Raw genomic sequence first — 18,675 nt, 5'->3', positions numbered from 1 at the left:
AGTCATCGGATCAGCGTGAGAGGCGCCCGACGCGCGCGCGGTCGGCGTCGTCGGTCGTCTCGTCGCCGTCCTCCTCCTCGGCAGACGGGTCGAAGCCGTCGAGGTCCGCCTCCGCCACCTCATCGAGCGACGCCTCGGCCGCGGCCTTCGAAGCGGAGCCCGTTTCGGCATCCGTCGCCGCGGCTTCGGTCAGCGGGACGTCGGCTCCCTCGGCATCCGCCACCACAGCATCCGGCGTGACATCATCGGCGTCGACCTCCGCGGCGCCCTCATCGGCGTCCTCTGGCGCGATCGCGGTGGTGCGCTTTCGCACCCCGCCGCGTCCCGAGCGTCGTGCCCGCCGGATCAGACCGTCGACCATGCTCGCGACCACGAGCGTCAGCAGCACCGCGGCGAATCCGACCGCGGCGGCGAGCACCAGCCGGTTCTTCTGCTGGAGGGTGCTCTGGGTGTCCTCCGTCAGCGTGGCGACCCGCATCTGATCGTCGGGGGTGACCTTCTGCTGAGTCTGCAGACGCTCGAGCACGACCCCGGTCTGATCGACGAGCGCATCGAGCGCGGACGCCGCCGCGGCATCGCTCGACGCCGTGACCGTGATCTGGATCGCTGGGCCGGACACCTGCGAATCGCGCGCGACCTTGAGCTCAGCGTCCGGGTGCTTCTCCGCCACGGGGCCCAGCACCTCGTTGGACTGCATCACGCGGACGACGATGTCGGCGGCCTGCGTCAGCCCACCCAGGTACAGGTACGGGTTCGTCGCTCCCGGCGGCACCGTGCCTTCGCCCGGCATGAGCAGCTGGGTCGCGGTGCGCTGATACACCGGCGGAACCATCACGTAGGTGGCGACGGCGAGGGCGAACGCGAGGACGAGACCGGGCACGGTGACGTACCAGCGTCGGAGCAGACCTCGAAGGGTATCTGCAACGTTCATGAGATTGTGCTTCCTCTTTGGGGTGAGCCCGCGGTGGCGAGACCACGTCGAAGCGACCGGCGCTTCGGTGTGCGCAGGAGGCGATCGAGGCCGATGGCGCCCGACACCCCCACGATCAGTGCGGCCAGCATCATGGCCGCGAGGGCCATCATCTGTTCCGTACGGGACGGGGAGACCTGCGAGATCTCCGTGCTGAGGGGACCGACGGTCGCCGTGATCCGATCTTCCGGCGCGGTCGACGCCGCGACCTGCTGTCCTTCGGCGATGCCGAGAACCTCGTCGAGCAGTGCGCTCTGACGCTCCGCCACCCACTCCTTCGTGCGTCCGACGATCCGGATGTCGATCGTCGCCGACGGGAAGATCGACATCCACTGATTGCCGTCGTTGCGAAGCCCGACGACGACTCCCTCACGGATGCCGGCGCCGTAGTACGGGGCATCCAGCGTCGAATAGCTGAGCACGGGGCGACCGCCGTTGAGTTCGGCGGCGACCGACCCGGCGAACGCGATGACACTCGCGTCGGTCGTGCCGCTGCCAGGGAGAAGGGTGGATCGCAGGGGGAGCGTGAAGGTCACGGTGCTGTGGGTGTAGTACGAACCGCCATCGCGGGCGAGGGACTGGTAGAGCACGGCGAATGCCACGACGACGGCCAACACCACATACAGGCGTCGCCAGACAGCCCCCAGGACGTCGCGAAACGTCATCGCTCCCCTCCCCACACAGTGTCTCCCCACACAGAGCGCGATTCCGGCCAGCATACTCGGCTGGGACGGCGCGCGTTCTGTGATTATCCCGCCATTACGGGCGCAGTCGCGCCTTGAGGCGTAGCAGCCCCTCTTTGCCGAGTACCGCGATCGCCGCACGCCGGATGCCGCTGCGGCCGGCATCGCGCAGGCGGCGGGCCGGCCCGCTCACGAAGCGGTCACGCAGGAGCGCCCCACGCCCCGGGTCTGCGACGTCGTCGAGCGCGCCCGGAAACGCCGACCGCCACCGCGCGGGCGAGGCCAGATGGCCGCGTACCCGGTTGCTGACGTTCTCTCCGTGGACGACCTGCAGCCATCCCGGCGCCCCGTCGATCAGGACGACAGGCATCGTGCGTCCGAGCATGTTGTGCCACTCGTCCCACGACGTGGACGGTCGCGACCACGGGGTCGCGACCGAGCAGAAGGCGTTGTGTTCGTCGCGGTGCTGATACAGGCCGTCAGGCCCCTTGACGAGCCCTTCAGGCACGTAGAGCGCCCGCCGGTCGTCGAAGTCGACCGCGGCGCGCACGCGCTCGAGGAAGTCCACGGCGATCGCATCGTCGTTGTCGAGGTTGGTCGTCAGCAGCATGCCGTCCGTGTGACGAGCCACGACTCGGATGTCCTCGAGCAGCGACTCCGGCGTGACTTCGACGCGGAAGCAGGGCGTGAACAGGCCCACCTCGGCGTACGGGGCGATCGCATCCTTGAGCCACTGCGGGCTCTCGGGGTCGAAGAAGATCAGCCACGTGAAATCGTCGGTGCTCTGGCGGCTCACCGACGGCGCGCAATAGCGTTCGAACAGCGCCCACCGGTTGGTCAGCCACGTCTCACTCGCGCGGATGCGCGCCTCCACGCCACCGGTCGGGAGGTTGAAACGGGTGAGCAGCAGATGGTCGAGCATCATCAGCCGTCCTCGGAGCGCCGTGACGGCGCGACGACCGACGGCGCGGTGCGTTCCCGGGCGAAGCGCGCGAACTCCTCCGCGTCGTCGAGGTCCACCGATGCGCGGTCCGCCGAGGTCGCCTTCTCCGGTCGCGCCGCGTACGGCCAGACAGCCAGGCGGGCGGCATCCGGATACTCGTCCATCAGTGCGTCGAACACGCCGACGTAGGCCTCGGCCTGTGGCTTCCAGTCGAGCTCCGCGACGACGCGCCGGCGTGCCGCCAGGCCGAGTTGCGTGCGTCGCTCCGGATCATCCAGGAGCGCCTCGACGGCGTCTGCGAAACCGACGATGTCCCCGGAGGGGATGAAGACTCCGGTCTCCCCTGCCGACACGCGCGTCTCCACCAGGTCGAACGACACCGACGGCAGCGCGTAGGCCATGTACTCCATCGTCTTGTTCATCGTCGACACGTTGTTCAGCGGCGTGTTCAGGTCCGGACCGAGACCGAGATCCGCGGCGCTCAGGTTCTGCGCGATCTCGGCCGGGCCCACTCGCCCCGTGAATACGACGTTCTGATCGAGGCGTCGCTCGGTGCATTCGCGACGCAGGTCTTCCAGGCAATCGCCGAACCCCATCAGCACGGCGCGCACGCCCGTCCGTCCGCGCCGGTGGACGAGCTCGTCCATGACGGCGAGGATGTTCTCCACGCCGTCCTGCGGGCCCATGATCCCGATGTAGGCGAGCACGTGCTCGGCACCGGCGCGGATGGTCGGATCGGGGTAGATCGGCCGCATCACCGTCGTGTCAGGACCGCTGCGGACGACTGTCACGAGCGCCGGGTCGAGCCCGCCGCGGCGTTCTGCAACTCGCTTGTAGGAGCCGTTGGTCGAGATGACACGGTCCGCGACGCGATAGGTGTTGCGCTCGAGGAGCGCCAGAGCACCGAGTTGCATGCGCCCCGCCAGCCCTGCGGGCTTGCCGAACCGCGAGATGTAGAGCTCAGGATTCAGATCGTGCTGATCGAAGACGAACTTCACGCCGCGGATGCGCCACAGCAGAGCCAGCAGCCAGTACGTGTCGGGCGGGTTGCACGCCTGGATGACATCGAAGCCATGCCGACGCCGAACGCGCAGGGACAGCAGCGCCGTGCGCACCCACGAATATGCGAACTCGATCGCGAAGCCGAGCAGCCCCTTCGCCTCGGGTGCGGGAGCGTACTTGTGGATGTGCACGCCATCGATCTCCTCATAGGCGGGGTCGCCCGGGCCCTTGGGGCAGACGACGGAGACCTCGTACCCCTGAGCGCGCAGCGCCTGGCATTCCAGCCAGACCCGACGGTCCAGGGGGACGGGCAGGTTCTGCACGATCACGAGCACGCGCGAACGGCGGGACGACGCAGTCATGTGTTGACCTCTCTGGATGCGGCGCGCTCACGCGCCCCGCGGACGAACGGCAGACGCGCTCCGACCTTCGAGCGCGCGAGCATCGCGAACCCCTCGGTGAGCACGTCGGGAGCCATGAGCCTGGTCACGGCGAGATGGAGGACGCTCACGACGGCTCCCACGAGGATGATCGAGAGCACGGCGGGCCACGTGGCGGTGAGCGTGAGGGTGAGCCAGCCGGCACCTCCCGAGAGGATCACGGCGACGGCGAGGTAGCCGAAGGGGCCCGCGACCGTCCAGGCGGACGTCTCCAGAAGTCTCCCCGTGAGGAACCAGCGGCTGACGGTCGCGACGATGCACACTCCCAGGAATCCCCATGCGATCGCGACCAGTCCCTGCGAGGCGAGGAAGAACGTCGTGCCGAGGGTGAGCCCATCGATCACGAGTGCGTACACGAACCACGTTCCGGGTTTTCCGAGTCCATAGAAGAGCCCATGATCGAGCGCTGCGCCCACCGTGAGGACACCGCCGAGGGCGAGGATCCGGGCAACCGTGTAGCTCTGCTCCCACCCGTCGCCGAAGACGATCGGCACGACGAGCGGTGCTGTGACGGCGATGACGGCGAGGGGCAGCGACAGCACCGCATACGTCATCCGGACCGCGCGCAGGTACGCGTCGCGCAGCCGATCCCGCGCTTCGCGGATCTTGGCGAAGGCGACCGTCGTCACGGGGACGATCGCGCTGCCCGTGAGGTCCTGGACGACCTGCACGAGGCGTTGCGCGATGCTCATGTAGCCGAGCGCGGCGATGCCCAGCGTGCCCGAGATGACGGCGGCCTCACCCCACGCACGGAGCATCGCGACGAATTCGACCCCGAGAACCTGACCGCCGAAGCCCGCCATGACGCGGAACTCCCGCCAGGAGAAGAGCATCGCCGGACGCCAGCGGGACGTGATCCACGCCAGCAGAGTGGTCACGGCCGGGGCCACGAGGCTCTGCGCCACGAGCGCCCACACTCCGAGACCGGCGAATGCGACGGCCATCGCCACCACCTGCGCGATGACGGCGGCCACCGCCCCCTGCAGTGCGAGGATCCGGAACTGCATGCGCCGGCGCAGCAGCGCCATCGGGACCGACCCGAACGCGGTCAGCACCACCCACAGCGAGAGCGACTGCAGCACGGGGGTCACGCGCTCATCGTGGAAGACCACACCGAGCAACGGCGCGATCGCGACCATCACCGCGCACAGCAGCACGCCGGCGATGAGAGAGAACCAGAACGCCGTACTGAGCATGCGCCGGTCGGCATCCTTCACCTGGACGATGTAGGCGGCGAACCCGAGATCGGCGATGAGGAAGAAGAACGGCAGCACCGTCGACGCGGCCGCGACCGTCCCGAAGTCCTCGGGCGACAGGAGGCGCGTGAGGACGGCGATCGTCACGAAGCCGAGCAGACGGATGGCCCACCGCTGCGCGGTCAGCCAGAACACCCCGGCTGTCGCCTGGCGCCCGATGCTCTCATCCGCGGCCGCGCCGGATTCCTCCGCGCGCTCTTCCTCGACGCGTTCGGCCATGACGCTGTCGACGGCCAGCTCGTCGAGCGATGCCTGCACCGGGTCGGACGGCTGCCCTGATTCTGCGTTGATCATCGCGGCCGCCTACTGCCCGAACAGTCTCTGGCGGTGCCAGCGCCACCGAGCCGACATCTGTCGGGCGAAGCGCCCGAGACGGGTCGTCAGAGCGGCGGAGGCTCCCCGACCTCGCTGGCGCGACATCATCCACCACGCGATCGTGCGGCGGACGGACGGGTCCAGCGAGACCGCCTCGTCCAACAGCGGCTGAGGGTCATGCCCTGCCTCGACGTCGAGGAACGCGTTCGTGAGCGCATCCCTCGCGAGCCCGTGCCGCACCGACCGCGCGAAGGCGGGATCATCCGCAAGCGGGCCGCCCCGTTCGGCGAGGAAGAGCTCGAACGCATCGCGGCGCGCCCGGACGTCGTGGAGCAGCCCCGAGTGGATCGTGGCGCGCATACTCGCACCGTGCACCCGGTACAGGCCCTGCACCGCGTTGCGGATCCAGGCGACGTCGCCGAGCGATGCGAGGCGCAGCCACAGGTGGAGGTCGCTCGTGCCGGGCACCTCGGCCCGATGTCCGCCTGCCCGCTCGAGGAGCGATCGGCGGATGACGATCTCCGGCTGGGAGATGGGGTTCCTCCCGCGATGGCGCGCCACGGTGCGGATCCAGCTCTCGCCGGACACGAGACGCCACGAGGGGGTCGCGACATCGGGCACCTGCGGCAGCGGCCCACGCACATGCTGAACCTGCCCGTAGACGAACGCGACCGTCGGGCACGCCTCCAATACGTCCACCGCGCGGCGCAGCGAACCGGGAGTGAGCACGTCGTCGGCATCGAGCTTCATGACGTATGGCGCGGTGGCGGCGTCGAGCGCTTCGTTGAAGGTGGCGATGTGCCCCCGATTTCGCTCGTGGGCGACGAGCCGCACCCGGTCACCCCGCTCGGCCCACCTGCGCGCGATGTCGACGCTCCCATCGGTGGACCCGTCGTCGATGATCGTGACATCGACGCAGACACCGTCCTGCTCGAGTGCGGAACGGATGGCTTGATCGAGGTAGTCCACATAGTTGTGGCACGGGATCACCACCGAGACGGCGCGTGCTGCGTCCTCCGTCCGCGGGGCCGACGGCGCCACCGGCCGTCCGCGCAGTCGACGTGACCACCGTCGGAGCGCCGGGATCCGCACCGACAGTGAGGACTTGACCAGCTCGAGCCCCAGTCGCAGGGGCCCGAAGACACGCTCGCGCAGGCGCGGCGGCGCCGCGAGGGTGCCCAGATAGAGGTCGGCGAGGCGTCGCGCGGCGACGTCGAGGCTGTATTCCTCGACGACGAGACGGCGGCCCGCACGGGCGAGTTCGGCCCGCTGCGCGACGCTGAGATCGAGCAGGTGCGCGAGCTCGTGGGCGCATCTGTCCGTGGCGTCGCGCCCATCGCCGACGCCGTACCAGCCCTGTTCGAGGAAGACGGGGATGCTCTCCGCGTCGACCACATCCCAGAATCCGGCTTCTCCCTGGACCAGAAGCGGCCGTTCGACGGCCATCGCGCGGAGGGCCGAACCGCCCATGCCCACCGCGATGTCGGCTGCGAGGTAGTACGGCAGCGGGTCGTAGCGGGCACCGAGCAATCGCACCGCCGCAGTCCCGGCCTCGGCATTCGCCCGGCGAACCGCCGCTTCGACGGTGGCGCGCTCGGGTCCGTCGCCGACGACGGCGAGACGCACGGGACGCGTGCGCGCCAGGCGCCCGACCGCTTCGATGAGGGTGAGCAGGCCCTCGAGCTTCAGCAGCTGCACGAGACGCCCGACGACCACGACGAGGTCGTCATCGGGACCCGCGCCGCACTCGCGTCGAGCCTCGAGCACGACATCATCCGCCAATGCGTCGGAACGGAACAGCTCGGTGTCCACCGGCGGCTCCAGGAGGTACGCCTCGCGGCCCTCACCGAGCGCACGCGCGACGAGCGACCTCGTTCCGAGGACGAGCGGAACGGACGCGGGCAGAAGGTACGGATAGTCCATCGACAGGACTGTGGAGAGCACGGGGACCCCCCGTCGCCACGCGACCGCGAACGCGGCATCCACCGTCGGCATCCACTCGTAGGCGTGCACGAGGTCGATTCGACGGTCGCGCACGATCCGCGACAGTTCCCGCATCCGACGCACGGATGCCCCCTGGTCACGCAACCGGGTGAGGTGTATCTCGATGCCGAGCTTGCGGGCACGCCCGACGAGGATGCCGTCCGGCGCATACAACACGAACTCGAACCGGGGATCGGTCGACATCTTCTCGACGAGCTCGAGCGCGTTGAGCTGGCTGCCGCCGAGCTCGAAGTTGTGCGGGGCGACGAGCACCCGCACGCGGCCGCCTTCCCCGCTGCCGATCATGACCCGTCGCCGTCGAGGCTGCGTCGAAGCATCTCTGCCACCCGCGCCTGCTGCGCTTCGGTGAGGTGCGGGAACATCGGAAGCGAGAGGATCGATGCCGCGGCCGCTTCGGCGACGGGGAACTCGCCCGGGCGGTGCCCCAGCCCGGCGTATGCCTCGGTGAGCGGAACGACGGTCGGGTAGTGGATGCCCGCGCCCACCCCCGCTGCGCCGAGTTCTGCGAGCACGCGGTCCCGCTCCGCGACGCGGACGACGTAGAGATGCCAGACGTCGGTGTTGCCCTCGCGCACCTCCGGCAGACGCACCCCCGCGATGTCGCCGAGGAGGCCCGCGTAGCGGGCCGCCGCCGCCCGGCGCGAGGTGTTCCACCCCTCGAGCCGCCGCAGCTTCGCACGCAGCACCGTCGCCTGGACAGCATCCAGACGGGCGTTCATGCCGATGCGGTCATGCACGTACTTGACGGAGCTGCCGTGCGCGGCGAGGTTCCGGACGACGTCCGCGAGCCCCTCGTCATCGGTCATGACGGCCCCGGCATCGCCGGCTGCGCCGAGGTTCTTGCCGGGGTAGAAACTCGTCGCCGCGACGCGCCCGAGGGCGCCCGCGCGTCCCGCGGGACCGGAAGCGCCCTGCGCCTGGGCCGCGTCCTCCACGACGGCGAGACCATGGCGGTCGGCGATCGCCGCGACCTCGGCCATGGGAGCCGTCTGCCCGAAGAGGTGCACGGGGACGATGGCACGCGTGCGGGTCGTCACCGCGGCGTCGATCGCATCCGGGTCGATGAGCAGGTGCGCGTCGTCGACATCCACGAACACCGGGACAGCGCCGATGCGCGAGACGGCCTCAGCCGTCGCGATGAACGTGTTGGCCGGCATGATGACCTCATCGCCGGAAGCGACGCCGACGGCGCGGAACGCCAGCTCGAGGGCATCCGTGCCGTTCGAGACGCCGACGACGTGACCGGTGCCGATGTAGTCGGCGTATTCGCGCTCGAACGCGGCGACCTCCGCGCCGCCGATGAAAGCCGCGTCCGTGAGCTGGCGCTGCCACACAGGGAGCACGTCGTCCATCACTTCCGCTTGCTGTGCGGCAAGGTCGAGGAACGGAACCGCCTGCTGTGTGATCGTCTGCTCAGTCATCTGCTCTCCCCAATCGTCTCGCCGGAACACCGGCCCACGTCTCTCCCTCGGGCACGTCGTGCAACACGACCGCACCCATGCCGATGGTGGCATCGGTCCCGATCATCACACCCTGGCGAACCGAGGCGTTCATCCCCACGTAGGCACGCTTGCCGACGTGCACGCTACCGCCCAAGGCGACACCGGCCGCGAGAGTCGCGAAGTCGCCGAGTTCGTCGTCGTGCGTGATCGTACAGTTCGGCATCACCACGACGTGCTGCCCGAGGCGCGCATCAGCGGTGACGACGACCCCGTCGAGGACGATCGAACCGGGCCCGACATCACACGTCCGACCGATCCGCGCGGTACGCGCGACGAACGTCTCGAAACGGTCATCGTCGACACCTGCACGCATGAGCCGACGTGCGACTTCGCGGCGCACCGCGCTCGGGCCGATGCACAGGAGCAGTTGATCCTCGCTCGTCGCCGCGAGGGCGGTACCGCCCAGCACGGGCACACCGGCGATCTCGCTCCCGTGGCGCTCCACGTCGTCGTCGATGATGCCGACGACACCGGTGATCCCCGCCGCGAGGACTTCACGAGCCAGGCCACTCGCCCCCACAAGGAGCAGCCCGGCGGTCATCCGATGGCCTCTTTCAGCGGATCTCGCAGGACCGCGATCACCCTGTCTTGATCCGCGTTCGAGAGCGTGTGGTAGACGGGCAGGATCAGCGTGTTGTCCGTGAGGTGCTCCGTGATCGGGAGGGAACCGGATGCGGCCAAGTCACGATAGGGCGGCTGACGGTGCGTGGACATGATGCCCCGACGCGCCGAGATGTCCGCTTCGGCGAGCGCGACGAGCAGCCCGTCACGATCCGTCGGATAGCCGTCCTGCACCTCCACCCAGAAGGACTGCACGTTGCCGGTCCCGTAGTCGGGGTCGCCGACGGTGCGAAGCCCGTCGACACCGCGGATGCCGGCGCGGTAGCGCGTGGCGATCTCGCGACGTCGGGCGACGATGGCAGGGAGCTTGCGCAGCTGCACGAGCCCCACCGCGGCCTGCAGGTCCGTCATGCGGAAGTTGAACCCGATCTCGGAGTACTCCTCTGCGGGCGGCAGCACGCTCAGGTGGCGATCCGCGGCCGACACGGTCATGGCGTGCTCGCGAAGACGACGCGCGCGCGCCGCCCAGTCGGCGCGCGACGTCGTGATCATCCCGCCCTCCCCCGTCGTGAGGAGCTTGCGCGGGTGGAACGACCAGGCCGCGATGTCCGCCCCCGCGCCGACGGGGCGACCCCGGTAGGTCGAACCGGCGCCGCACGCGGCATCCTCGATCACCACGATGCCGAGCGGGTCGGCGACCTCGCGGATGGGGTCGAGGTCCACCGGCACCCCGCCCTGGTCGACGACCATGACGGCGCGGGTCGCGGACGTCAGGGCGTTCTGGAAGCCTGCGGCCGTCATGTTGCCCGTCTCGAGGTCGACGTCGACGAACACGGGAGTGGCGCCCACGTAGGCGACGGCATTCGTCGTCGCGATGAACGAGAAGGACGGCACGATCACCTCGTCGCCGGGTCCGATCCCGGCAACGATGAGGGCAAGATGCAGGGCGGTCGTGCAGCTGCTCGTCGCGACCGCGTACGACGCCTGCATCGCCTCGGCGAACTCCTCCTCGAAGCGGGCGACGCGCGGGCCCTGCGCGACCCAACCGGACGCGATCGCCTCGGCGACGGCGTCCGCCTCCTCCTGGCCCAGCCAGGGGATCATCACGTTGATGCGGTCGGTCATGTCGTCACCAGGCTTCGGCCGGCGGCGATCTCCTCGCGGAGCGGACGCCACCACTCGACGAGCTGCCGCAGACCGTCGTCAAGGCCGATCTCCGCCTCGAACCCGAGGTCGTCACGAGCGGCGCTCGTGTCGGCGAGGCGCCTGACCACACCGTTGACCGCGCGCTCGGGGCCGTGCTCGACACCGAGTTCCTCGGCATCCATCACGCGCAGGAGCGCCTGCGCGAGCTCGAGAAGGCTCGTCTCGGTGCCGCTCGCGACGTTATACGTGCCCTCCACGACGTCGCTTCCCGCGGCAAGGACGTTGGCACGTGCGATGTCGGGCACGCAGACGAAGTCCATCGTCTGGTTTCCGTCGCCGAAGATCAGCGGCGGGCGACCGTCGGCGATGCGCTCCATCCAGCGCACGAGCACCTCGGTGTACAGTCCGTGCACGTCCATGCGCGGGCCGTAGACGTTGAAATAGCGCAGCAGGACGTAGTCCAGTCCCTGCATGGCACGGAAGCTGCGGACCAGGCCCTCGTTGAAGGTCTTCGAGGCGCCGTAGATCGTGTCGTTGTTCTCGTGGTGATGACGCTCGTCCGTCGGGAACGTCTCAGCCATGCCGTAGACGGACGCGCTGGAAGCCGCGATGAGCTTTCGGACCTTGTGCCGCGCCGCGGACTCGACGACGTTGAACGTCCCGTCGACGAGGACCTCGAGCGCCAGACGCGGCTCCTCGGCGCACTGCGTGATGCGGATCGCCGCCTGATGGAAGACGATATCGGCGTCGGCGGTGAGGTCGTCGACGAGCTTGGCGTCGCGGATGTCGCCGTCGATGAGTTCGACGCGGCCGGTGGCCAGCGCGGCGTCGAGGTTCGCCCGCCGGCCCCGGACGAGGTTGTCGAGGACGTTCACCTGGGCGGCCCCGGCGTCGAGGAGTTGGTCGACGAGGGTGGAGCCGATCGTCCCGGCGCCGCCGGTGACGAGAACACGGGTTCCTTCGAGCTGGGTCATGCTGCTGCCGTTCTGCGAGACGTGTGGGGTGGGATGTCGAGATTCATCGGGGCGGGGGCTCCCCCCGCCGCGAGGCTGCGCTGCGCCGCGTCGAGGACGGACAGCACCCGCATGCCCGCGTCACCGCTCGTGCGTGCGGGGCGCGACTCGCGGATGGCCGCGGCGAACTCCGCCACGACACCGCCGAGGGCCTCACGCTCCTCGAGCGCGGGCGACCAGGTGTCGCCGAGACGGTACGAGATGTTCGCGGCGCGACGGTCCAGAGTCGTCTCCTTGGACACGGCGTCGATGTCGACACCGCGGTCGTAGACGCTGATGCGCTGCTGCGGATTGAGGTCGTCCCAGACGAGCGTGCGCTTCGTGCCGCCGATGACCATCTGCCGGATCTTGGTCGGGCTCAGCCAGTTGACGTTGACGTGCGCCATCGCGCCGCCCTGCAACGGCATCGCGAGGTAGCCGACGCAGGCCTTGCCGGTGCGCAGCGGGTCGGAGCCGTGCGCGGACACCGACGACGTGTCGAGCCCGCCGGGAAGCACGAAGTCCATGATCGACAGGTCGTGCGGGGCGAGGTCCCAGAACACGTCGACGTCGGGCTGGATGAGCCCGAGGTTGATGCGCGTGCTGTCGACGAAGAGGATGTCGCCGAGGCCCCCGTCGGCGATGATCTCGCGGATCTTGAGGACCGCGGGAGTGTAGCAGTAGGTGTGATCGGCCATCAGGACGAGACCGCACTCTTCGGCACGCGTCACCATCTCCTCCCCGCGCGCGATGGTGTCGGCCAGGGGCTTCTCGACCATGACGTGCTTGCCGGCATCCAGCGCCGCAAGGGTGATCGGATGATGGGTCCGCGCGGGTGTCGCGATCGCGATGGCATCCACGTCGGGGTCCGCGAGGACGTCGTCGAGCCGAGTCCACACCGGTACGCCGCCGACGCCGTTCGCCACGGCCTGGGCGCGATCCTCGTCGAGATCGCAGATGCCCGCGAGGTCCCAATCAGCGCTCGCGCGGAAGTTGCGCGCGAGGTTGGGCCCCCAGTACCCGGCCCCCACGACCACTGCCTTCATCTTCTCTGCCATTGTGCTTCCTCCCCAGTGCACAGATGCCGTTCGTCTCGTCGCTACGGGTTCGGCGTGAACGTGACGTCGACCCAGTAGTTGTGTGTACTCGTGCTGTCCGGGAAGCCTGTCGAATAGGTGTACGCGGACCCGTTGGCCGGTGTGCTGAACACCCCCGACGTCGTCGGCTGCGCCAGCGCTCCGAGATCGACGGCGTAGCGCCCCGTGGTGCTGTGCAGTCCGACTCGGTATTCGACCCCGGGCTCGAGATGGACGGGCGTCGTGAAGGACATCTGCTGCCACCCCGACGCCGTCTCTCCCGAGAACTGGATCTGAGAGAGAAGAGTGCCGTCGGCCTTCCACAGATACCCCGTGTGCACACCCGTGTTCGCATCGCCCTTGTAGAAGCGGATGCCGGTCGCCGATCCGGCGGTGCTCACGCTGAAGCGTGTCGCGACCTGAACGGAGTCCGGATCGTTCCACCAGGGATTCTGCGGGGTTGCGTCTCCGAAGATCGTCTGGGCGGTGAGTACCGGAGGGGCATCCGCAGTGCGGAAGCTCCACTGACCGCCCGTGACCGCCGCGCCACCGCTCGTGTCGCGCACCGCGTAGTCCGTCGCCCACTCGAGGGGCGCGGTCGGAGTGAAGGTGGCCGTCCGGGTCGACGCATCGTACGCGGTGGCACCGGCGATCGCCGTCGAACCGCGGGTGACGGCGATCTGCGGGCTGCTCGCGTCGCGATCGAAGGTCGCTGCGACCGTCGCGGTCGGAGCGACGTCCGTGGCCCCTCCAGCCGGGGCCGCCGAACTGACGGCGGGCGGGGTCGGCGTCGGCGTCGCAGTCGGCGTCGGCGTCGCAGTCGGCGTCGGCGTCGGCGTCGCAGTCGGCGTAGGCGTCGCAGTCGGCGTCGGCGTCGCAGTGGGCGTAGGCGTCGGCGTCGCGCTCGGCGCCGCAGTCCCGCCCCCTGTCGCCGTGAAGCGGATCTCCGCATCCACGAAGTACGCCGTCGACCGGAATGATCCCGTCGGGAACCCACCGTTCGGGCCGTACGCATAGAGACCGTTCGCGCCGGCCGGTGCGCTGATGAAGGCCGACGTCCGCTCCGTGTTGAAGTACGCGGTCGTGTAGGCGTATCGCCCCGTGCTCGAGAAGTACGACACCACGTAGCGCTGACCGGGCACGAGCATCACCGGTGTCGCGAGTTCAGCGCGCTGCCACCCCGACGCGGTCTCACCCGTGAAGGCCACCTGCGCAAGCAAGGTCCCGTCGGCGCTCCACAGCGACCCGCGATGGCTGCCCGTGTTGGTCGAACCCTTGTAGAACCGCAGCGCCGTGACCGAGCCCGGCTGCGAAACGGTGAACGCGGTGCCGACCTCGACGGGATCGGTGTCGGTGGTCGCGGCCACATTCGGTGTCTCATCCCCGAACAGCGTCTGCACCGCCGGCGCGGTCGTGAACTGCCAGGTGTCCAGCGTCGACGATCCGAGGCGGACGGTCGCGGTGAAGGAAGTCTCGGCGGGCAGCGCCGCGCTCGGAGTGAAGGACAGCAGACCGGATGACGGAGCGAACGATGACGTCCCCGCAACCGAACCACTCGACCCCGTCACGGTGAGGGTCGGGGCCGAGGAAGCCGTCGCCCCGACGAGCGTCGCCGTCACCTGCGTCACGGTCGTGGCGACCGCGCCCGCGCCGCGCTCGGGCGACGTGCCCGTCACGTGCACCGCGTTGGTGCTGGCGACGAACTCCACGTCGACGAAGTAGTTCGACGACTGCCACGACTGCGTCGGCACGACTCCGCCGTTGCCATAGCGATAGCGGCCGTTGCTGCCGGCGACTGTCGAGAGGGGACCGCTTGTAACGGAGCCCGCCAGTGCGCCACTCGCATAGGACGGATGCCCCTGCGGAGCGAAGTACGACACGGTGTAGACAGCGCCGGGCGTGATCGTGACCGGGCTGTCGAGAGTCGCGCTCTGCCAGCCGGTCGCCGTCTCGTTCGCGAAGGTGACCGTCGCGAGCCGCTGACCGCTCGGTCCCCAGAGGCTGCCCGTGTGCACACCGCCGTTGCCGGTCGCCTTGTAGAAGCGGATCGCGCGCACCTCGCCGGCGGTCGAGGTCTGGAAGGCGAGCCCCAGCTCGACCGGCGATGCATCGGCATCCACCTGCGGAGGAACGGCGCCGGAGAAGAACCGCGTGACGGCTTCGTTCGCCCGAGTCTCAAAGGACCACGACACATCCGTTCCCGCGACGCCCTCGGTGGAGCGGATGCCCGTGAGCGAGACCGCGATCTGAGCGCCGGCGGGCAGAGCGCCCGCCGGCGAGAAAGTCGCCGTCGTCGCCGTGGCATCCAGCGACCAGGATCCTGCGACTGCCGTTCCCGCGCTCGTGACGGTGGCCCCGTCGATCGGCTTCACGGGTGTCGAGAAGCTCACCGACACCGGGGCGTCGGTGGCGACGCCGGTGGCTCCGGCGGCCGGCGACAGGGACACGGCGGTCGGAGCCGCCGGCCCGGTCTGGAAGACGAGGTCCACCCCGTAGTCGGTGCTCGAGGGCGATGTCGGGAACCCGCCCGAGTACGTGTACGCCGCTCCGTTGGCAGGGACGGACAGGGGGCCGCGAGCGTATGGCGACGCGAACCGACCGGTGGTCACGGCGTATCCACCGGCGGGAGCGGTGTACGACGCCACGACCGTGGTGCCGGCAGCGACCGCGACGGGGCTGCTGAAGGTGGCGACCTGCCAGCCTTCCGCGGTGTCATCGGTGAAGGTGGCACGCGCCAGTTCGGAGCCGGTCGCACTCCAGAGGATGCCGACGTGCGTTCCGGTGTTCGCCCGCCCCTTGTAGTAGCGCAGGCCGGAGACGGTGCCCGACGCGCCGACCGTGACCTTCACGCCGAGCGTGACGGCATCTGGATCGGCCGTCGATGCGATCGCGGGCACCGTGCTCTCCGGGAACAGACTGCACGGACACGTGCCCTCGGGCAGATCCGCTCCCCGCGTCGTGAACGACCATGCCGCCCCACTCTCGAGGGCGCGGCCCGAGGCATCCTTTGCGGAGGGGGTCGCCGTGTACTTCGTCTGCGGCGCGAGCGGCGCGCTCGGGCTGAAGCGGATCGAGCGGGACGCGGCGTCATAGGTCACGTTGCCGGCCGCAGCCCTGCCGGAACTGTCGGCGACGGTGAGGCCGACCGTCGCGGGATCGGCCGCACGGCTGAGAGTGAGCGCGATGGTTGCGGTCGGGTCCACACTGCCTGCATCGGCGGCGGGGGTACGCGACAGCACCCGTAACGGCGAGGTGTCCGAGCTCGAAAACACGACGTCGACGAAGTAGTTGGAGTCGAACCACACTCCGGTCGGGCGGGCGCCGGCCGCCCCGAACACGCCGGGCGCGTCCGCTCCGAGGCCGGTGCCGACGGAGAGCGGCGTCGCCGGCGTCGCGGCGTAGGGCCAGTAGCGCGCCTGCATGGCATAGCCGCCCTTCGGCGCCGTGTAGGAGACCGTGTAGGTCTGTCCTGCCGTCACCGTGATCGGCAAGGCGAACGTCGCCGTCTGCCATCCGGTGGCCGTCTCATCGGTGAAGGTGACGGTTCCCATCCGCGTGCCGTCGGGGCCCCAGAGCGAGCCGACGTGGGTCCCCGTGTTCGCGCTGCCCTTGAAGAACCGGACACCCGTGACGAAGCCGTCGGATTCCGGCGTGAAGCGCAGCCCGAGCTCGACCGGGTCGCTGTCATCGGCCGAAGCGGTCGCCGGAACGGCCGACCCGAAGAAGGTGTAGGGACCGGCAGCGGTGACCGCGAGCGAGGTTCCGGCCCGATCGAAGTTCGCGCTGTCGTCGATCGCGCGGGCCCGGATGCTCGCCGCACCGGAGCCGCGGAGCACACCCGAGTAGGACCACTGAGTGGTCCCCGTGGCCGGATGCCAGCTCTGCCCTCCGTCGAGCGAGACCTCGACACCCGCGACGACGCCCCCGACATCGGCGGCGGTGCCGGTGACGGTGATGTCGGAGTCGGATGCCAGTGACGCCCCCGCTGCCGGCGATGTGAAGCTCACGGTCGGATCGGTCCGGTCGGAGCTCGCAGTCGCCGCCTTCAGCGTCGACATCAGGGTGGTCGGCTGCGCCCCCATGTCGGCGAACAGGTTCACCTGCGCCTGCTGCATGCGGCTGTCCGCGGCGGCACCGTCACCGTCGTGTTCGGCGTCGAGCCCCCAGCCCCACTGAACGCTCCCCGCCGAGAAGACGAGTGCGCCGCTCGAGGCGCGGTACAGCGTCAGGTGATGCGTCGTCGTACCCGCCACGACCACATTGCCGTAGTCAGTCAGATACTCCGGCGTCGCCCCGACCGTCGTCGACAGCCGGATCAGCCCTGCGGGCCGGAACCCGTTGTCGATGTCCTCATTGGACTCGTAACCGACGGTGTGCGGGGCCAGCGCGGTCGTGGTGCCCGCGGCCATGGACGCGAGCGAGGTGTTGCGCCACAGCCGCGTCTTGCCCTCGTCCGCGGAGACGGTCACCGGGAGGTCGGAGTTGTTCGCCATGTACATCGTGCCGGTGAGAGCGTTCTCGGGCAGGTGACCGCCGGTCGAACTGTCAGCGAATCGCGGATCGCGCCATGTGCCGGTCCACTCCGGCGACGGGTCGATCTTCCCGCCGCCCTTGTTGGCGGCATTGCCCCAGGTCTCCTTGTACGACACGAGGGTCCGGTAGTCGGTGTGGGATGAATCCGCCGAGGGTTCCCACCGCACGCGCCAGTAGGCCTCGTTCCCGCTCAGGAACTGCAGGTTCACGCCTGCGTCGCGCGCTGCCTCGACGTTCGCGCGCTGCGCTCCCGACCAATACTCGTCGTGCCCGACCGACATGAACACCTTGTGGTTGAGCAGTTCGCCGCCATAGCGAGCGGAGTCGATACCGGACACGTAGGAGACGTCGTAGCCGTTGCGCTCCATGAAGCGCACGGTCGCGTACTCGGAGCTGAAGTAGAAGTCCCGCCCCTGCACCCAGTTGCGTGTGGCGAACGGCCGGTTGTAGCTGAGCTTGTAGCCGCGACCGTTGGCCGCACCCTGGTAGAAGCTCGCACCGCCGTACGTGTTGTACGCCTGCCAGCTCGTGTCGGAGGTTTGGAAGACCACATCCGAGCGATTGCCGTCGTTGCGGACGATGAAGATGATGTGGCTCTGGCCACCGGTGTCGGTTCGCTTGAGCGAAGCGATGTACACGCCCGAGACGGCCGTGGTGGGGACGTTCCACGACGCCGACACCCCCCACGTACCGCAGTCGTAGAGCTCCGTGGTCACATCTGTGATGCACTCCGGCTGGCGCTGAGGCAGCGTTGCCGACGGCGTGACGGAGGCGATGTGACGGGCGCCGAGTCCCTGGTACCAGCCCGTGCGGTAGATGTCGATCGTGTAGTTCGAGGCCGGGGTGTCGATCTTGAAATCGATGCGATTGCCCGCGTTGACCGAGATGTCGGTCGCGAACCCCTGGATCGACGGGTCGCCGGCGCCGTCGATGTCCCACACCGACGGATCAGTGCCCGGCTGACGGTTCTCGCACGCGATGGCGTTGACGCCGGCGCCGCACGGGCTCGCCGCCGTCGCCTGGTCAGGCTGTGACGTGACCACGAGCGTCGCGACGAGCACGGCGGCGGCGCCGAGCATCGCCGCAGCCCTCCGCCATCGCGCCTCGCCGACGTAGACGCCGCGCTGAGAAGTCCCCATATTCTCATTCCCCAGTCACCTGACCGCCTCATCGGCCGGTCAGGCTCAATCGCCCGTGACACCGATCGACGATCACTCGCCGATCTGTCCGTGCACCCCAAGCGGCACGGACA

General features: G+C 69.3%; 12 protein-coding genes. All 12 read right to left on the bottom strand.

Annotated elements, in window-relative coordinates:
• Nucleotides 1-10: 10 nt before the first annotated feature.
• Entirely contained in the window at nt 11-931 is a 921-nt protein-coding gene (locus ACPYN4_RS00360) for a hypothetical protein (RefSeq protein ID WP_239279890.1), read from the bottom strand.
• On the bottom strand, nt 928-1,635 hold the full coding sequence (locus ACPYN4_RS00355; RefSeq protein ID WP_239279891.1) for a hypothetical protein: 708 nt from the start codon (nt 1,633-1,635) through the stop codon (nt 928-930). The genes ACPYN4_RS00360 and ACPYN4_RS00355 overlap by 4 nt, the downstream gene beginning before the upstream one ends.
• Before the next feature lie 94 nt (nt 1,636-1,729).
• Nucleotides 1,730-2,578 (bottom strand): glycosyltransferase, encoded by an 849-nt coding sequence (locus ACPYN4_RS00350; RefSeq protein WP_239279892.1) that lies wholly within the window; start codon nt 2,576-2,578, stop codon nt 1,730-1,732.
• The gene (locus tag ACPYN4_RS00345) at nt 2,578-3,960 is read right to left on the bottom strand and encodes a glycosyltransferase family 4 protein (RefSeq protein ID WP_239279893.1); all 1,383 of its coding nucleotides are present in this window, start codon (nt 3,958-3,960) and stop codon (nt 2,578-2,580) included. The genes ACPYN4_RS00350 and ACPYN4_RS00345 overlap by 1 nt, the downstream gene beginning before the upstream one ends.
• Entirely contained in the window at nt 3,957-5,588 is a 1,632-nt protein-coding gene (locus tag ACPYN4_RS00340) for a lipopolysaccharide biosynthesis protein (RefSeq protein ID WP_239279894.1), read from the bottom strand. The genes ACPYN4_RS00345 and ACPYN4_RS00340 overlap by 4 nt, the downstream gene beginning before the upstream one ends.
• A gap of 9 nt (nt 5,589-5,597) precedes the next feature.
• Entirely contained in the window at nt 5,598-7,898 is a 2,301-nt protein-coding gene (locus ACPYN4_RS00335; RefSeq protein WP_287269166.1) for a glycosyltransferase, read from the bottom strand.
• Nucleotides 7,895-9,034, bottom strand: a complete 1,140-nt coding sequence (locus ACPYN4_RS00330; protein ID WP_239279896.1) for a DegT/DnrJ/EryC1/StrS family aminotransferase — start codon at nt 9,032-9,034, stop codon at nt 7,895-7,897. Before ACPYN4_RS00330 ends, ACPYN4_RS00335 begins: the two co-directional genes overlap by 4 nt.
• Nucleotides 9,027-9,656: an acetyltransferase gene (locus ACPYN4_RS00325; RefSeq protein ID WP_239279897.1), complete on the bottom strand. Its 630-nt coding sequence runs from the start codon at nt 9,654-9,656 to the stop codon at nt 9,027-9,029. Before ACPYN4_RS00325 ends, ACPYN4_RS00330 begins: the two co-directional genes overlap by 8 nt.
• On the bottom strand, nt 9,653-10,801 hold the full coding sequence (locus tag ACPYN4_RS00320; protein WP_239279898.1) for a DegT/DnrJ/EryC1/StrS family aminotransferase: 1,149 nt from the start codon (nt 10,799-10,801) through the stop codon (nt 9,653-9,655). The genes ACPYN4_RS00325 and ACPYN4_RS00320 overlap by 4 nt, the downstream gene beginning before the upstream one ends.
• Nucleotides 10,798-11,796, bottom strand: a complete 999-nt coding sequence (locus ACPYN4_RS00315; protein WP_281653665.1) for an NAD-dependent epimerase/dehydratase family protein — start codon at nt 11,794-11,796, stop codon at nt 10,798-10,800. Before ACPYN4_RS00315 ends, ACPYN4_RS00320 begins: the two co-directional genes overlap by 4 nt.
• Nucleotides 11,793-12,872, bottom strand: a complete 1,080-nt coding sequence (locus ACPYN4_RS00310) for a Gfo/Idh/MocA family protein (RefSeq protein ID WP_239279900.1) — start codon at nt 12,870-12,872, stop codon at nt 11,793-11,795. Before ACPYN4_RS00310 ends, ACPYN4_RS00315 begins: the two co-directional genes overlap by 4 nt.
• A gap of 41 nt (nt 12,873-12,913) precedes the next feature.
• Nucleotides 12,914-18,562 (bottom strand): DUF4082 domain-containing protein, encoded by a 5,649-nt coding sequence (locus ACPYN4_RS00305; protein WP_287269159.1) that lies wholly within the window; start codon nt 18,560-18,562, stop codon nt 12,914-12,916.
• Between the last annotated feature and the right edge of the window lie 113 nt (nt 18,563-18,675).

It is taken from the genome of Microbacterium sp. CH-015, from assembly GCF_049707015.1.
Taxonomy (GTDB): Bacteria; Actinomycetota; Actinomycetes; order Actinomycetales; family Microbacteriaceae; genus Microbacterium; species Microbacterium aurum.
Note: the sequence above shows the minus strand (reverse complement) of the source record. Positions and strands in the feature narration are given on the sequence as shown.

Excerpts from the sequence above, each read along its gene's own strand:
- ACPYN4_RS00360 (WP_239279890.1), bottom strand. The coding sequence starts at position 931 with ATGAACGTTGCAGATACCCTTCGAGGTCTGCTCCGACGCTGGTACGTC.
- ACPYN4_RS00355 (WP_239279891.1), bottom strand. The coding sequence starts at position 1,635 with ATGACGTTTCGCGACGTCCTGGGGGCTGTCTGGCGACGCCTGTATGTG.
- ACPYN4_RS00350 (WP_239279892.1), bottom strand. The coding sequence starts at position 2,578 with ATGATGCTCGACCATCTGCTGCTCACCCGTTTCAACCTCCCGACCGGT.
- ACPYN4_RS00345 (WP_239279893.1), bottom strand. The coding sequence starts at position 3,960 with ATGACTGCGTCGTCCCGCCGTTCGCGCGTGCTCGTGATCGTGCAGAAC.
- ACPYN4_RS00340 (WP_239279894.1), bottom strand. The coding sequence starts at position 5,588 with ATGATCAACGCAGAATCAGGGCAGCCGTCCGACCCGGTGCAGGCATCG.
- ACPYN4_RS00335 (WP_287269166.1), bottom strand. The coding sequence starts at position 7,898 with ATGATCGGCAGCGGGGAAGGCGGCCGCGTGCGGGTGCTCGTCGCCCCG.
- ACPYN4_RS00330 (WP_239279896.1), bottom strand. The coding sequence starts at position 9,034 with ATGACTGAGCAGACGATCACACAGCAGGCGGTTCCGTTCCTCGACCTT.
- ACPYN4_RS00325 (WP_239279897.1), bottom strand. The coding sequence starts at position 9,656 with ATGACCGCCGGGCTGCTCCTTGTGGGGGCGAGTGGCCTGGCTCGTGAA.
- ACPYN4_RS00320 (WP_239279898.1), bottom strand. The coding sequence starts at position 10,801 with ATGACCGACCGCATCAACGTGATGATCCCCTGGCTGGGCCAGGAGGAG.
- ACPYN4_RS00315 (WP_281653665.1), bottom strand. The coding sequence starts at position 11,796 with ATGACCCAGCTCGAAGGAACCCGTGTTCTCGTCACCGGCGGCGCCGGG.
- ACPYN4_RS00310 (WP_239279900.1), bottom strand. The coding sequence starts at position 12,872 with ATGGCAGAGAAGATGAAGGCAGTGGTCGTGGGGGCCGGGTACTGGGGG.
- ACPYN4_RS00305 (WP_287269159.1), bottom strand. The coding sequence starts at position 18,562 with ATGGGGACTTCTCAGCGCGGCGTCTACGTCGGCGAGGCGCGATGGCGG.